This is a genomic window from Enterobacter quasimori, assembly GCF_018597345.1.
GTDB classification, from domain to species: Bacteria; Pseudomonadota; Gammaproteobacteria; order Enterobacterales; family Enterobacteriaceae; genus Enterobacter; species Enterobacter mori.
The window spans coordinates 1438106-1452952 of sequence record NZ_JAHEVU010000001.1; the positions used below are offsets into that span (position 1 = coordinate 1438106).

The window sequence follows — 14847 nt, forward strand, 5'->3', positions numbered from 1 at the left end:
ATGAAGAGATTTCCCATGCCACATCTTTCCACCCGCGTGCTTCAGGGCCTGCTGACCCTGCTGCTCACGCTCTTCGGGCTGCTGCTCGTCACGTTTGCGCTCTCGGCGTTTTCACCGGTCGATCGCGTGCTGCAGATCGTCGGGGATCACGCCAGCCAGTCGACGTACGATCAGGTTCGCCACCAGCTTGGGCTGGATCGTCCCCTGCCCGTGCAGTTCTGGCACTACCTGCAAAACCTTGCCCACGGTGATTTGGGCACCGCCAGCGCCACCGGGCAGCCGGTGCTGCAGGATCTGCTGCACGCCTTCCCCGCCACGCTGGAGCTGGCAACGCTGGCGCTAATTATCGGCACGGTACTCGGCGTGATTGCGGGTGTGCTGTGCGCCCGCTACGCCGGTTCGCCACTGGACTTAGCGATCAGAACGCTCACCCTGCTCGGCAACTCGGTGCCGATTTTCTGGCTTGGCCTGCTGATGCTGGCCCTGTTCTACGCGAAGCTGCAGTGGAGCGCGGGCCCCGGCAGGCTGGACGATATCTGGCAGTTCACCGTCGAACCACGCACCGGCTTTGCGCTGATAGATACCTGGCTTTCCGGCGATCGCGAGGCATTCCGCAACGCCCTCAGCCACCTGGTGCTGCCGGTGTTGTTGCTGGCCTATTACTCGCTGGCGAGCATTACCCGCCTGACCCGCTCCGCCTGCCTCGGCGAAATGAACAAAGAGTACATTCTGCTCGCCCGCGCCAAGGGTGCCGGGGAGATGACCATCCTGCTGCGCCACGTGCTGCCGAACATTCGCAGCACCCTGCTGACGGTGATTGCCCTGGCCTACACCAGCATGCTGGAGGGCGCGGTACTGACCGAAACCGTCTTCTCGTGGCCGGGGATCGGGCGCTACCTCACCACCGCGCTCTTCGCCGGAGACACCACCGCCATCATGGGCGGCACGCTGCTGATTGGCGTCTGCTTTGTGCTGATCAATAACCTTACCGACCTGCTCGTGCGGGCGACCGACCCAAGGGTGCGCTGATGCCGTTTTATCTTTTCTTACGCCGCCTGCGCCGCTCCCCTGCCGCGTTTTGCGGGCTGATTGCCATCGCGCTGCTGGTGTTTATCGCCCTGTTCGCCCCCTGGCTCGCGCCGCTTGATCCGAACTGGCAGGACGCCGCCGCGCGCCTGCAGGCCCCGAACGGCCAGCACTGGCTGGGTACCGACAGCTACGGGCGCGACCTGCTCTCGCGCTTAATTTACGGCACCCGTCCGGCGCTCGGGCTGGTGGTATTAGTCACCGTTATCACCCTGCCTGCCGGGCTGCTGGTGGGGATTTTGTCCGGCTACTACGGCGGCTGGATGGAGCGCATCCTGATGCGCTTTACCGACGTGGTGATGTCGATGCCGCGCCTGATCCTTGCCTTCGCGTTTGTGGCGATGCTCGGCCCGGGGCTGGTCAACGGCGCGCTGGCGCTGGCCTTAACCACCTGGCCTGCCTATGCGCGTCAGGCGCGGAGCGAGATCCAGCGTCTGCGCCACAGCGATTATCTGGCCGCCGCCGAGATGATGGGCATTCGCGGCCTGCGCCTGCTGGTCGGCCATATTCTGCCCCTGTGCCTGCCGTCCGCGATTGTGCGTCTGGCGCTGGATCTGGCGGGGATTATTCTGGCGGCCGCCGGTCTGGGCTTCCTCGGCCTTGGCGCACGCCCTCCAATGGCCGAATGGGGCGCGATGATTGCCGACGGCATGCAGGTCATTTTCGACCAGTGGTGGATTGCCGCCATTCCGGGCGGGGCGATACTGTTTGCCAGCCTGGCCTTTAACCTGCTGGGCGACGGCCTGCGCGACGTACTGGAGCCACAGCATGACTGAACACCGCGTCATCGTCGATGCGCTGAATATCGACTACCCTGCCGCACGCGTGGTCAACAACCTGAGCTTCACGCTTGGCAACGAGCGGCTGGCGCTGGTGGGGGAATCCGGCTCCGGCAAGTCCATGTCCGCCCGCGCCCTGATGGGGCTGGTGCGTAAGCCCGGCATCGTGAGCGCGAACCGGCTTAACGTGCTCGGCAACGACCTGCTGACCCTGAGCCCCCGCCGCTGGCAGGCGCTGCGCGGCAACGGCATTGCGATGGTCCTGCAGGACCCGCGTTACGCCCTTAACCCCGTCAAAAGCGTCGCCGCCCAGCTTGATGAGGCGCTCTCGCTGCATCAGCGCCTGCCGCGCTCAGAACGGCTTGAACGCATGCACGAGATTATCCGCGCCGTCGGGCTAAGCGAGAACGTGCTGTCCCGCTACCCCGGGGAGCTTTCCGGGGGCATGGGCCAGCGGGTGATGATCGCGATGGCGCTCGTCAACAACCCGCAGGTGCTGATTGCCGACGAACCGACCTCCGCGCTGGACGCCCGCCTGCGCAACCAGATCCTCGAGCTGCTGGTGCAGCAGTGCGAAGAACGCAGGATGGCGATGCTGTTAATCAGCCACGATCTGCCGCTGGTGGCGGAGCATTGCGACCGCGTGCTGGTGATGTATCAGGGTGAAAAGGTGGATGAGATGGCGGCGAGCCAGCTTCCGCAGGCAACGCATCCGTACACGCGCACCCTGTGGACCTGTCGTCCAGACGCCCATACCTATGGGCAGATGCTGCCAACGCTCGACCGTTCGCAACCGTGGAAGGAGGCCGATAATGGCGCTCGTTGAAGTAAAGGATCTCCAGGTGAGCTTCGGGGAGAAAACGGCGGTGTCCGCCGCCAGCTTTGCCATTGAGAAAGGCGAGACCTTCAGCCTGATTGGCGAATCCGGCTGCGGGAAATCAACGATTCTGCGCGTGCTGGCAGGGCTGCAGCGCGAGTGGAACGGCCGCATTTCGATCCTGGGAGACGCGCTACGGCCAGGGCGACGTTTTGAAGGCGAGCTTCGGCGCAACGTGCAGATGGTGTTTCAGGATCCGTGGGCGTCGCTGCACCCGAACCACACCATTGCGCGCACGCTGTCGGAGCCGTTAAGCATCCATGGCGAGACGCAAATCGCGGAAAAGGTGGCCAATGCACTGCACGAGGTGGGGCTTTCCGCCGACGCGGGTAAACGTTATCCGCACCAGCTTTCCGGCGGCCAGCGTCAGCGCGTGGCCATTGCCCGCGCGCTGCTGCTGCGCCCGCAGCTTCTCCTCCTGGACGAGCCGACCTCGGCGCTGGATATGTCGGTACAGGCGGAGATCCTGAACCTGCTCAACCGCCTGAAGGCCGAGCACGAGATGACCTATCTGCTGGTGAGCCACGACGCGGACGTGATTGCGCATATGTCCGACCGGGCAGCGTTTATGGCGCACGGGATGATCCAGAAGGTGTTTGACCGTGAGGCGATGTTACGGGGTGAGCACAGGATGGGGTAACCGTGTGGCGGCGAGCGCCGCACGGGTTTGGTAGGCCGGGTAAGGCGCAGCCGCCACCCGGCAAAAAATCACTTCAGCAGCTTCACCGTGGCATCAATGTCGATCTCATCTTCAGTGAAGATCAGCGTCGTGTTCTGGAAGGTGGTGATCGCCAGCTTCTTCACCGTGCGCATTTCGCCCGGCTTTTTATCAGATTTCGGCTTGATGCTGTTCATCAGCAGCCCCACCGACAGCACCGCATTCTCTTTGTCGATTTTGGTATCAACCGGCTCTTCTTCGCTGAACACCACGAAGGATTTGATGGAGGTGAGCTTCACGCGCTCGCCCGCAATATAGAGATGTTTGCTTTCGGGGATCACCTTCACCGCGTAGGCGGAAAGGCCTTTGTTGTTGGTGGTCGGCTCGAAGGTCACCGCGGCATCTTTCTTAATCAGATCGGGGTTCGCGACCTTAATCACATGAAAATAGCGGTTATCGCCGTTTTCATCTTTGATAAATCCAAAGCCTTTATCTTTAAACCACGTTGTGATTGTACCGTTCATCGCTGTTACCGCCTGTCAGATCGTAATGACTAAAGTTTTGCAGCGCGCAGTGTAATGCACAATGACGGAGGAGACAAAAAAAAGCCCCTGCACGGGGGCAGGGGAAAACTCATGTCAGAGCTTATTAGTATTTAGTTGAAAACCATCCCACCATCAATTAAGAGCGACTGGCCGGTCATGTAGTCGGAATCCGGTCCCGCCAGGTATGAAACGCAGGCGGCGACATCTTCCGGTTCGGACAGGCGGCCAAGCGTGATGCGTTTGGCAAAGGTTTCGGTCCCGTAGCCGAGCGGTTTACCCGCCGCCTCGGAGACCTGACGGTCAATCTCTGCCCACATCGGCGTTTTAACGATGCCCGGACAGTAGGCATTAACGGTGATCCCCAGCGGCGCGAGATCCCGTGCCGCGGTCTGGGTTAAGCCGCGCACCGCGAACTTGCTGGAACTGTAGACCGCCAGCTCCGGGTTACCGGTGTGGCCCGCCTGGGAGCAGGCGTTGATGATTTTGCCGCCGTGCCCCTCTTTGCGGAACGCGTCAATCGCGGCCTGGATCCCCCAGATCACCCCTTTCACGTTGATGTTGTAGACCTTGTCGACAATCTCCGGCGTGATGGACTCGATCGGCGTGGACGGCGCGACCCCGGCGTTATTGACGATCGCGTCGAAGCCGCCCAGCGCGGTGCGGGCTTTCTCCACCGCCGCAAATACCTGTTCGCGGTCAGAGACGTCCACCTTCACGGCGACGGCCTTCCCGCCGCTGCGGGTGATTTCATCGGCAACCGCTTTCGCCGTCTCTTCGTTGTAATCGGCAATAGCGACGGCAAAGCCATCCTTCACCAGGCGAAGCGCGATCGCTTTACCAATCCCCTGGCCTGAGCCTGTTACGAGAGCAACTTTTTGCATTTCTCTGTCCTTATGTTGAGTCACAAAATCTGGCTGAGATGGAGCTGGCCCATCAGCAGCGGGTTATCGCTATAGTCGACGGGAATGGCCACCACGGCCGGGCCGTCGACATCCATTGCCGCGCGCAGCGTCGGCTCAAGCGCGTCGGCGCTCTCCACGGCAAAGCCTTTCGCGCCAAAGGCGTCGGCATAGACTTTGAAATCGACCGGGCCGAATTCGACGCCGGAAAGCCGCTGGTATTTTTTCTCTTCCTGAATGGCAACCATGTTGTAGCCGTTATCCACCCAGATAATGTGCAGCACGTTAGCGTTGAGGCGCACCGCGGTTTCCAGCTCCATGCTCGACTGCAGGAAGCCGCCGTCACCGGAGACCGAAACCACCTTGCGGCTCGGGTTGACCAGCCACGCGCCAATGGCCCACGGCAGCGCAACGCCCATGGTCTGCTGACCGTTGGAGATCATCACCTGACGCGCCCGGAAGCTGTAGAGGTAGCGGGCGATCCAGATGTGGAAGCTGCCCATATCGACGGTGAGCGTCACGTCGTTATTGACGATGTCCTGCATGGCCCGCACGATGCGCAGCGGGTGCAGGGCAAACTGGTTGAGCGAGGCGCCGCGGCGATCGAGCAGATCGCGCTGATGCTGGCGATCGACCAGAATTTCGGAGGCCCGCTGGCTCAGCTCAAGCTTGTGGTCGATACGGTTAGCGAGCTGATTCAGCGTTTCGGCGATGTCCCCCACCAGCTCCAGGTCCGGCACGTAGTTACGTTCCTCATAGGCAGGCAGCACGTCAATGTGCACCAACGTGGCGTCGCCGCTGTTCCACATGGACGGCTCGTATTCCACCGGGCTGTAGCCGATGCAGATAATCAGATCCGCCAGATGGAGCAGCCGGTCGCCCGCCTGGTTGTTAAAGAGACCGACGCGTCCGGCGAAGCGGGTGAAGTGCTCCTGGTTCACCGCCCCGGCGGCTTGATAGGTGCTGGTGACCGGAATGCGGCTTTTCTCCAGCAGCGTGCGCAGCGCGGCGCTGTTGGCGGGCTGGCTGGCCATCAGGCCGAGTAAGATAACCGGATTTTTGGCGTTCTCGATAAGCTTTGCCACGTCGTTAATCGCCGACTCCGGTGCCGGGCCCATCAGCGCCGGGCCGCTGGCGGGTAAAATCGCACCCGTCGCGGGCTGGTCGACAATATCCTGCGGCAGGCTGACGAATGCGCCCCCCGGCCTGCCGTGCTCGGCGGCGCGAAACGCGTTCGATACCACCTCGGCAATCGTATCCGGTGAGCTGACCTCGACGGCGTATTTGGTGACCGGGCCGAACATGGCGACGGTGTCCATGCTCTGGTGTACCAGCTTGGCTTTATCCGCCCGCTTCACCGCCCCGCCCAGCGCCACCACCGGATCGCCTTCGCTGTTGGCGGTGGCGATGCCGGTGATCAGGTTCGAACAGCCCGGCCCGGAGGTGACCAGCGCCACCCCGGCCTTGCCGGTCAGACGCCCTACCGCCGCCGCCATAAACGCCGCGTTGGCCTCGTGACGCACCGGAATAATCTCGATGGAGGAGTCCAGCAGGGAGTCAAAGACCTTGTCGATTTTCGCACCCGGAATGCCGAACACCTGCTTCACGCCCTGCGCTTCCAGCTGGCCGACAACCATATCGGCGCCGTGCGCCCACTGACGTGACTGTTTCTCACTGTTCACGGTAGTTCTCCTGTTAGTTTTCGACGGAACGGATCGCTGCATCCAGGTTGCTGGGGTGAAGGTTGGCCTGTAAAAACGCGCTGTCGGCGGGCAGATCGATCATCAGCTTGTGAATTTCACCGAAGGTGAGCACGCCGCTCTCCAGCTGGTAGTCGAGCAGATGGCCCCCGCCCTGACGGTCATCGGTGATGAAATGCTCGTGATAGCCCGCCACGTTGATACCCTGCATATGCTGCGGCGTGCGGAACCCGACCAGCACCCCTTCGCGCTGGTTAAAGCGGAACACCGGCTGGTCGTCAAGCACGTCGGTCATAGCCCGATACGGCGGCGTCTGGCGCGGTACGGTGCGGGTGTGGGCGTGGCGGAAGTTGCCGTCGATGCGCAGCGCGCAGAACAGGTTGTCGGAGGGGATCTGCTGGTCGATGACGTCGTGGATTTGCTGGCGGCTGACCGGCGTATCGAAGGTTTTGCGGTACTGCGGCTGGAACCAGGTCATCACCGCGAACGGCGTTTTCTGCTCTGGCTTCGCAGCCCGGGCGCTTCCGTCGGCGCGCAGCTGGTACACTTTGCTGCTGAAGGCAATCATTTCGCCGTCCAGCTCGTTGAAGGTGCCCAGACCAAAATCACCGTGTGCCAGCAGATCGGCGATGGTGGTCTCCCCCTCGTACACGCCACTTAGCAGGGCGCTCATTAGCGATGTCTGATAGATCACGTTGTCAGGATGCTGGGCGGAGAACCCGCGCAGGGTCTCGCACAAGCTGGCCTCACAGTCGCAGGCAGATGAATGCATCATCACGCTCGTCCTCTTCAACTTTATTTAGAAAGGTTAAATAAATGTTGACCCGATTCAGCAGAGAGTTCCAATATAGAAACCATGGTGGTTTGAGACGTTTTTGATATGGAACTTCGTTATCTGCGGTATTTTGTCGCGGTTGCACGCGAGCGACACTTCACCAGAGCGGCCGAAGCGCTGGGTATTTCACAGCCTCCTCTGAGTCAGCAGATCAAACGGCTCGAAGAGGAAGTGGGCACGCCGCTGTTCAGACGCCTGACGCGGGGCGTGGAGCTGACCGAAGCGGGAGAAGCCTTCTACGAGGACGCCTGCAAGATCCTGGCGCTGAGCGACGCCGCGCTGGAGAAAGCCCGCGGCATCGCCCGCGGGCTGAACGGCAATCTGTCGATTGGCATCACCAGCTCCGACGCTTTTCATCCCAAAATTTTTGCCCTGATTCGCCAGTATCAGGTGCAGAACATGGCGGTGCAGGTTCACCAGGTGGAAGCCAATATGTCGTCGCTGACGACGATGCTGGCAGAGGGTGAGCTGGATATCGCCTTCGTGCGCCTGCCGTGCGAGAGCAGCAAGGCGTTCGAGCTAACAATCCTCGACCGGGAGCCGATGGTGGTGGCGCTGCATCGCGACCATCCGCTGGCGGCGTGCGATTCGCTGGCGCTAGAGCAGCTGCGTGATACGCCGGTAGTGCTGTTCCCGCAGGAGGTCGCGCCCGGCCTGTACGACAGGGTTTACGGCTGCTGCGAACGGGCCGGGATCGACGTGCAGCACGCGCTGCAGTCGTCGCAGCTTTCATCCTCCCTGAGCATGGTTTCCGCGGGCGGCGGCTTCGCGCTGGTGCCGGAATCCATGGCGGCAATTTCACCGCCGAACGTGACCTATCACGCGCTGAGCTCGCCGGAGCTTTATACCGATATCGCACTCTGCTGGCGGCGCTTTGAACGCTCGCGGACGGTGAAGCGGTTTCTGGCGATGATGAGCGAGGGGTAGCGGCGGCGCGGCTGTGCCCGGCGGCGCTGCGCTTGCGCGGGCCTACGGTTCGTGTCGCTGTAGGGCTTTGGGTTTTGTAGGCCGGGTCAGGCGTCGCCGCCACCCGGCAGTGCCGTTCTGGAAGCCGCCTCGCAAACCTGCAAGCAACCTTATGTAATTCAGGGGCATCCCTTTTTATCCCTTTCTCGCGGTCGTAAAGTGCCTGCGTTGCGGCACATCCGTAACCGGGCGTAGGAACCCGTTAGCATAACGTGACGTTAAATTGCAAAAAGAGGATGCTAAATGGCTACTATTCCTGAGTTTTCTTACGTGCTTTCTGAAGAAAACGTTATTCATCATCTTATAAACCTTCCTGTTTCCGAATCAGCGGATCTCTTCGAACTGGCTGATGCCTGTACCGCGTATGCGAGCGTGTTACTGGAAACTGACGACGCGGTGACCTTTGCCATACTCTGCGAGCGCATATTGGCGGCGCTAAAGCGACTGCGTGAATGCTGCGATGCTGAACTCCCGGCGTATCTGGTCGAACAACTGATTGCGGGGGAAAAAATTGCTTCCTGCGTGCCAGACTGCTGGCAGGAAACGACGCTGCAGGTGGACTATGCCGTGGCGTTAACGCTGGCGGTAATGGGCGGGACGTTGCCTGCAAACGTGGCGAAAGAACTTACCGGGCTGCTGCATGATATGGTCTGGCTGTTGGCGGAGTTTGTGAAGGAGCCTTATATAACAGCGCACTGAGGCAGGTGAAGGGAGGCCGGGGTTCTGCTGGGTAAAAAAGCAGGACTTTGGCCTTGCTAAAAGAATAGCGTTGTTTGTTGAATGTCCGGTAAGAGCGAGGAGCGGACGTTGACTTAATAGCGAGCACAGAATCTTTGATTGCGGATGTTCCGGTTAAGATGGGTACCACACTTGGTTACCAGTGCTTTTCTGAATTAAGTATGTTATATTTATTCAGGCACCCAAATTAACTATTGCATTACAACTATTCATTTATTTGTCGAATTTGATTTCCAAAATATCTCAAAACCTTAGTTGTCCTACCGTTTATTACAGGTAATTCTTCCTTATTTATCCAGCCTATAAGCTCCTGAATATTCGACTTACCAAAATGGTTTAACTTATATTCCCTATCGTAAATACAGTCAGCCATGCGAGATACAGTATCCCCAGTGCCATATAGAAGATACGTCAGAGTGTGTTTGACCTGTCTTTCTCCATTGTACTCAATGAATGAAGATTTCAATGTTTCGAGGCCACCTTTATAGAATCGGAATCGGTCATGGAATGAATGTAATACACATAGAGCATCAACTATATTATCCATTGACGCAGAGTTTATTGAATCCTTTGAACCCAACACTTCTTTAATTAAAGGATAATTAACTGGTACGATTCGATCTTCAAAATGTTCCCATTTCGTTTTTAACCATTCATCAATAAGGATTGATACTCTATGTTGTTGTTGTTCATTCCATCCAAGAGGCTGGTCTTTCCAAGTATCTTGAATTGCATAAAAATCTCGAACAAAGCTGAAAAATGAGTCAATTTCTAGCCGTAATGGAATTAACTCTCCATCCACTTTTCTTTCATGATTTTTATACACATTTTCAATACGGCGAAATGCAGTTACAGCTTCTTGATAAGATTTCTGGTAAGTGCCCAAAAATATAGATTTATTAGTGGTTTTCTTGGTTCCACGGTAGATATTCGAGAAATTCACATCACCTATTATATCGGTAATTGTATTTTCCATTTCTGATAAAGATCTGTTTACTTGTGAGAATTTATTATAAATTATGCGGTATTTTTTTATAGCATCTTTTGTTAGAACTTCAGCTTCATCCCAATAGTCAGCAAACAGCTCTTGAATTTCAGCGAATCGATAATCTTCAGCGTTTAGCCCCACCATAACCTCTTGGTTAGATAAAATGGCAGATCGAGTTAGGTTAGCAGAACCCAATAAGATAGTTTTATCACCAAAAATGTATAGCTTTGGGTGAAAAGAATTACTTGTGAAGAATCTTGCTTCTACGTTGTCGTGATTTAGAAGTTTTTCAAGTGCCACAGGTGAGGTTGGAAAACCAAGGCGAACAACGATTCTCAGATGACACCCTCTAGCAAGAAATTCGTCAACAACATCAGATTCTGTAAAAAATGCTGATGCAATGAATAGATCCATACCATCTTCAATATGGTTGATGATACCGTGTTTGATGAAGTCATTCTTTGAAACTCGATTAGTATATAAATCCATCAGTATTATCCTGTAAATGTTCTAGCAAACCGGGCCGTGATCTTTTAGATATCTTGCCCTTCTATATTAAGATAACATGGCGTTAGCAACGTTGACTCCTGGCATAGAGCGGCGCGACAGCTGCAAAAAGCAATACCAGTCAACTATCACTAGTTGTTGCCCATGTACGTATTCTGTCAATTAATTATTGACAATCATCAATTCTTGAATGATCAAAATCATCATATCGAATTATAGTTTGGTTGACTGTTTCTATTGTTGGTGTCATTTCAGTTATAATATCCTGATAACCTAAAGAGTTAAATACATTTACTAAGGCCTCACATCGAAGGGCCGTAGCAATTAAAAAATTATAAATTGCCAGTCGTTTATTTTCTTGTTTTACTGCAAGAATCAATTCGATAGCAGTAGTTTCATCGACATGAATTGCATTATATAGAGATACTATATTAGCCATATCATCAGAGAATGTATGTATTGAATCACAAAGGGGAACGTAATGGGCATGATAATGTGTTTCCCAACCAATCATCTCAAAAAGTTTTCTGGTTCCTGGATATTCAGATGTATTTGGCCACAATCTATTAAATCTATCAGTTAGTTCTTTTCCCATGCGAATCCTTTCATTTGCTGCTGGATTAGTCATTTCTTTGGATTTCAAACACTCCAGCCACCGCTTTCCATTATTATGAACTAATTTTTTACTAGCCTTGAGTAATGCTTGTGCATTTTTACCATCATCTATTGCTATATAAAATTGATTGGCAGCCTGTTCTATTATAACCCTAGTTAATACTTCCGATGCTGAAAGAGCTCCGATATTCAAAGAAGAGATAGCCTGATTACTAAGTTCATCCAGTACATTAAAGTACTGTGAGACCATCAATTTTTGTTCCACACCCTTTAGGTTTTCTATTTTATTTTTATGCTCTTCAAATTTTGCGTGGATATGTTTATTTATCGCGGCTATTTTTTTTACATCTTCGTTGAAATCAAACGGGCAACGTCCAAACGATTCTTTTTTCATATATTCCCCCTGTTGCACAAGCTCCATAAGTTGGTAGATTATACACTGAAGATTACCTATAAATAGCTTTGTAGGATAGTAGGTCAGTGCAAGAAGCACAACCAGGTGAACTGTGAGTATTGTGATACCTGGCCTAATGTTCGCGATAGCTGTCCCCTGCACCAAGCCATATATTAGGTGTATTAGCTCAGACCTTATCTGACAGGTTGAGTAGGTAGAATCTAATCAAAGCTGACAGTCTGGTTTGGACTGTGGGTTCAACAGATGGATGCTACACACAGCGATCTACGGGCATTATTAGCATAGAGGTGTATTAATCATCGGGAAGCAGGTAAGATACTCCCCAATAATCATCATAACGAAATGACTGGGTAAGCAAGGTTTTGATATCCAGAAAATGTTATTGAATATCAAAAATCAATTTCGGTGTAATTGAGATCCTGAGCAATTTCATCCGGATCATCATCAGATGATTACATAACTCAGCTCTGGGAAGAGGCTTCGCAATCTTGCCGGCTTTATCTCAACTTGTGCGATCATTTCAAGGAACCGCTGTGTACTGTAAATTTTCTCAGCCATTGCTGAGCCATTACCATCGTCATACCATGAACCTGTATCAACAATAGCGGTTCTAACAAGAGGTCTAATATCTTCAAAATCGCTAGCACGTACAGACACAGCGAATTTAAAGGGATAAGAGTCCCCTTGAGCTAAGTAATCATCACCTCGTCCGTATTGACGCGTAATTTCAAGTGTTCCCCTAACTAATAGGTAAACATAATCTTCTGTAAGACTGAGAGGTTCTATAGATTCGACAATGCAACCGTCTACAATCGTCTGTGACGATAGTATATCAACTTCTTCAGGAGTATTATCTCTCGTAACCTCGTTTACATGGTCGCTGACCTCGTCAATAATGGAATCAGTTAGTATGCGCTCCAGATCACCAAAGTTAACAAATATCTTGTTGCAAAGCTCAATCAGCAGTTTCGCTTTTTCAAAAAAATCCTTTGGCTGACTTTGAAGCGACTCTTCAGTAATATGGGTGTAGTAATTCAATGACTGATAATTTTTGTTGAACCAGCCAATACCGTCATTCAGCTCCTGAAGTGCTGCAGCATCTAAGAGTCCATCAGGTATATGTTTTTGAGCAATGTACTTAGCCTGTTGTTTACGAGTCACTGTCGCATTGTTCCTGTTGGCGGTGAACCATGGAGCTGCCATCACCCTTTCATCTGGAGCCATTCGGGACAGGACGTGGTTTATAAGCTCACGTATCGCATAAGCGAAATTGCTAAACCTCAGCGGATTGCCATGAGAACAATAATTTCTGAGGCAAGCAATAAAGAGCTGCTCCTCGAAATCAGTATCCAAGTGTTCATGAAACTCCTTAATAAAGTCCATCTGAAGCATTTTTTTTAGTTTCATTTTTAAAACCTTTTATTAAAATTTTCTATAAAACTTCAATGCCCAGTTATAACCTTATGTCCAGCCTCTATCAACTGGCCAGCTCCCAATAATTAGTATAATGTTGACTTACCAAAGTCTGCTCCTGGCACGGAACGGACATGTTAACTGGGCTTAAAGTCCGTCAAGAGCGAAGAGCGGACGTTCCTAATTCCTTTAAACGATCCTCTAGGAAGGATATGATAAAAATATACAGCTATTAAGCCTAAAGGGAGTGGACATGACATTGTTTGAGGAGTGTAAGGAGCTGCTCAAGACAGATTTTTATGTTATGAAAGGGGATGATTTGAGTGCGGTAATGGATATTTTTCATCAATATCCATGGCATAGCGGTGATCTCAAATGGTCGGAAATGGACTTTAGCGATTATGAACCTAGTCATGAGATGTTTAACGTGAGCGACTTAGGCAATGAAACTGTATTTGTCGTAGCGGATGATGCGAATGTGCCCGTGTTCAGAACCCATCTACAACTCATTGTCGATAATATCTACGATGTCATCGCCCTGTCACCTAAATTATTTATTTTTAACGATAAGATTATGATTAAGCCTTTATTTCCTCATGATCTTATAAGGTTTGGTCTGCGAAAGTGATGAGCAGAAATGCTGACCAGTTCTCCGTTGCTCAACTAAGACTGCTGTTCTCCACATCCGCTCCTGGCACAGAGCGGACATTCATATTCATCTCCCTTCCTCTCTATCGGCCCGCCGCCACTCTCAGGTATGAATGCGTTTATCACCTTGTTTAAAAAAGCGATGGGCAGCACGGCCGCCCATTACTTTGCCGAACGGAAAAACAGTAACCGTTAACCCGGCCCCTCGCTCCCCGCCGCCAGCAGCGGCACCACCACGTCGCTGATGGGCACCGCAATGCCGTGCTTGCGGCCGTAGCGCTGGATCACGCCGTTGCGGATATCCCACTCCATCGGGCGATCCGCCTGACGGTCAGCCAGAATAGACGTACCCAGATCCTCAGGCGCACGCTGAAAGTTCGCCAGAATCTCCTGCGCCACGTCATCGTCCAGCTTCGCCCCCTCGGCGCGGGCGACGGTAAGCCCCTCGCGCAGATAGGCCAGCGAAAGTTCGCTGATATCCTCGCGCCTGAACATCCCGGCACGGCGGTTGGCCAGCACCATCAGCCCGGCGACCGCGTTTTGCAGCAGCTTGCGCCAGGCGACGGTGGGGAAAACAGCCGAGAGTTCAACTTCACAGCGCGTACCGCGAAGCGCCTCCACTACCCGCTGCGCCTGGGGCACGTCGGGCAGCGTCAGGCACGGTTTGGCGCGCAGCCAGACGGAGGCATCCGGCTCGCGCTGCGCAGGGAACCACACCACCGACGGCAGCACCGTTGCGCCGTTGACCCACGGCTCAAGCTGGGCTTTTTGCTCCACGCCGTTTTGCAGCGCGCAGACCACGGTGTTTTCATCGCACAGCGCGCGCAGCCACCCGGCGCTATCGGCGTTTTGCGTCGTTTTTACCGCCACAAAAACGAGATTGACGGGGCCCGTGATGACGGACGGATCGGTTAATACCGGACCGGGCACCACCGTTTCACCCTCGTCGTAGCGCAAACGCAGCTCAGGATGCGCGGTGCGTCCGCACAGCAGCGGCGTGCGGCCAGCGTCATGCAGCACCGCGGCAATGGTGGTGCCAATCGCACCCGGTCCTATCAGCGCAATGGTTTGATCGTCAGACATGAATCACTCCCCTTTTGCTAAGCCTGCTATACCCGTCATACTTCAAGTTGCATGTGCGTTGGCTGTGCTCACTCACCCCAGTCACATAGTCATCT

Annotated in this window: 15 protein-coding genes and 1 pseudogene; 8 read left to right on the top strand and 8 right to left on the bottom strand. The window is 54.1% G+C overall.

Annotated elements, in window-relative coordinates; genetic code table 11:
- Positions 1–15: 15 nt before the first annotated feature.
- The 4 genes from KK102_RS06925 to KK102_RS06940 are packed head-to-tail and all read left to right on the top strand — an operon-like array spanning position 16 to position 3382.
- A complete protein-coding gene (locus KK102_RS06925) occupies positions 16–1029 on the top strand; it encodes an ABC transporter permease (RefSeq protein ID WP_216357252.1) in 1014 nt (337 codons plus the stop codon).
- The gene (locus KK102_RS06930; RefSeq protein WP_216357253.1) at positions 1029–1862 is read left to right on the top strand and encodes an ABC transporter permease; all 834 of its coding nucleotides are present in this window, start codon (positions 1029–1031) and stop codon (positions 1860–1862) included. Before KK102_RS06925 ends, KK102_RS06930 begins: the two co-directional genes overlap by 1 nt.
- Entirely contained in the window at positions 1855–2691 is an 837-nt protein-coding gene (locus tag KK102_RS06935) for an ABC transporter ATP-binding protein (RefSeq protein ID WP_216357254.1), read from the top strand. The genes KK102_RS06930 and KK102_RS06935 overlap by 8 nt, the downstream gene beginning before the upstream one ends.
- Positions 2678–3382, top strand: a complete 705-nt coding sequence (locus tag KK102_RS06940) for an ABC transporter ATP-binding protein (protein WP_126544099.1) — start codon at positions 2678–2680, stop codon at positions 3380–3382. Before KK102_RS06935 ends, KK102_RS06940 begins: the two co-directional genes overlap by 14 nt.
- Before the next feature lie 68 nt (positions 3383–3450).
- Here KK102_RS06940 and KK102_RS06945 read toward each other — a convergent pair whose 3' ends face one another.
- From KK102_RS06945 to budA, 4 genes are all read right to left on the bottom strand, one after another.
- Positions 3451–3924: a cold-shock protein gene (locus KK102_RS06945; RefSeq protein WP_008499407.1), complete on the bottom strand. Its 474-nt coding sequence runs from the start codon at positions 3922–3924 to the stop codon at positions 3451–3453.
- Positions 3925–4055: 131 nt separating this feature from the next.
- Positions 4056–4826 (bottom strand): (S)-acetoin forming diacetyl reductase, encoded by a 771-nt coding sequence (locus tag KK102_RS06950; RefSeq protein WP_216357255.1) that lies wholly within the window; start codon positions 4824–4826, stop codon positions 4056–4058.
- Positions 4827–4846: 20 nt separating this feature from the next.
- Positions 4847–6526: an acetolactate synthase AlsS gene (gene alsS / locus KK102_RS06955; protein ID WP_216357256.1), complete on the bottom strand. Its 1680-nt coding sequence runs from the start codon at positions 6524–6526 to the stop codon at positions 4847–4849.
- Between the two features lie 13 nt (positions 6527–6539).
- On the bottom strand, positions 6540–7319 hold the full coding sequence (gene budA / locus KK102_RS06960; RefSeq protein WP_216357257.1) for an acetolactate decarboxylase: 780 nt from the start codon (positions 7317–7319) through the stop codon (positions 6540–6542).
- Positions 7320–7424: 105 nt separating this feature from the next.
- Between budA and KK102_RS06965 the strand changes: the two genes are divergently transcribed.
- Entirely contained in the window at positions 7425–8306 is an 882-nt protein-coding gene (locus KK102_RS06965; protein WP_216357258.1) for a LysR family transcriptional regulator, read from the top strand.
- 282 nt (positions 8307–8588) lie between these two features.
- The gene (locus tag KK102_RS06970) at positions 8589–9044 is read left to right on the top strand and encodes a hypothetical protein (RefSeq protein WP_126544094.1); all 456 of its coding nucleotides are present in this window, start codon (positions 8589–8591) and stop codon (positions 9042–9044) included.
- A gap of 244 nt (positions 9045–9288) precedes the next feature.
- On the opposite strand, the gene KK102_RS06975 is transcribed toward KK102_RS06970, so the two are convergent.
- The 3 genes from KK102_RS06975 to KK102_RS06985 all read right to left on the bottom strand — a co-directional run bounded on the left by KK102_RS06975 (position 9289) and on the right by KK102_RS06985 (position 13015).
- Positions 9289–10560, bottom strand: coding sequence for a phospholipase D-like domain-containing protein (locus KK102_RS06975; RefSeq protein WP_235843667.1), 1272 nt, complete (start codon positions 10558–10560; stop codon positions 9289–9291).
- Between the two features lie 184 nt (positions 10561–10744).
- Complete coding sequence (locus tag KK102_RS06980) at positions 10745–11587, bottom strand: DUF5677 domain-containing protein (RefSeq protein WP_126544092.1); 843 nt, start codon at positions 11585–11587, stop codon at positions 10745–10747.
- Positions 11588–12052: 465 nt separating this feature from the next.
- A complete protein-coding gene (locus KK102_RS06985; protein WP_126544091.1) occupies positions 12053–13015 on the bottom strand; it encodes a pPIWI-associating nuclease domain-containing protein in 963 nt (320 codons plus the stop codon).
- Positions 13016–13274: 259 nt separating this feature from the next.
- Here KK102_RS06985 and KK102_RS06990 point away from each other — a divergent pair, with 259 nt between their 5' ends.
- The gene (locus KK102_RS06990) at positions 13275–13649 is read left to right on the top strand and encodes a CDI toxin immunity protein (protein ID WP_216357259.1); all 375 of its coding nucleotides are present in this window, start codon (positions 13275–13277) and stop codon (positions 13647–13649) included.
- A 129-nt stretch (positions 13650–13778) separates the two neighbouring features.
- Positions 13779–13865: pseudogene (locus KK102_RS22375) on the top strand (AraC family transcriptional regulator); the annotation flags it as partial.
- On the opposite strand, the gene KK102_RS06995 reads toward KK102_RS22375, so the two are convergent.
- A complete protein-coding gene (locus KK102_RS06995) occupies positions 13862–14752 on the bottom strand; it encodes an oxidoreductase (RefSeq protein ID WP_216357260.1) in 891 nt (296 codons plus the stop codon). The pseudogene KK102_RS22375 and the gene KK102_RS06995 overlap by 4 nt on opposite strands.
- Between the last annotated feature and the right edge of the window lie 95 nt (positions 14753–14847).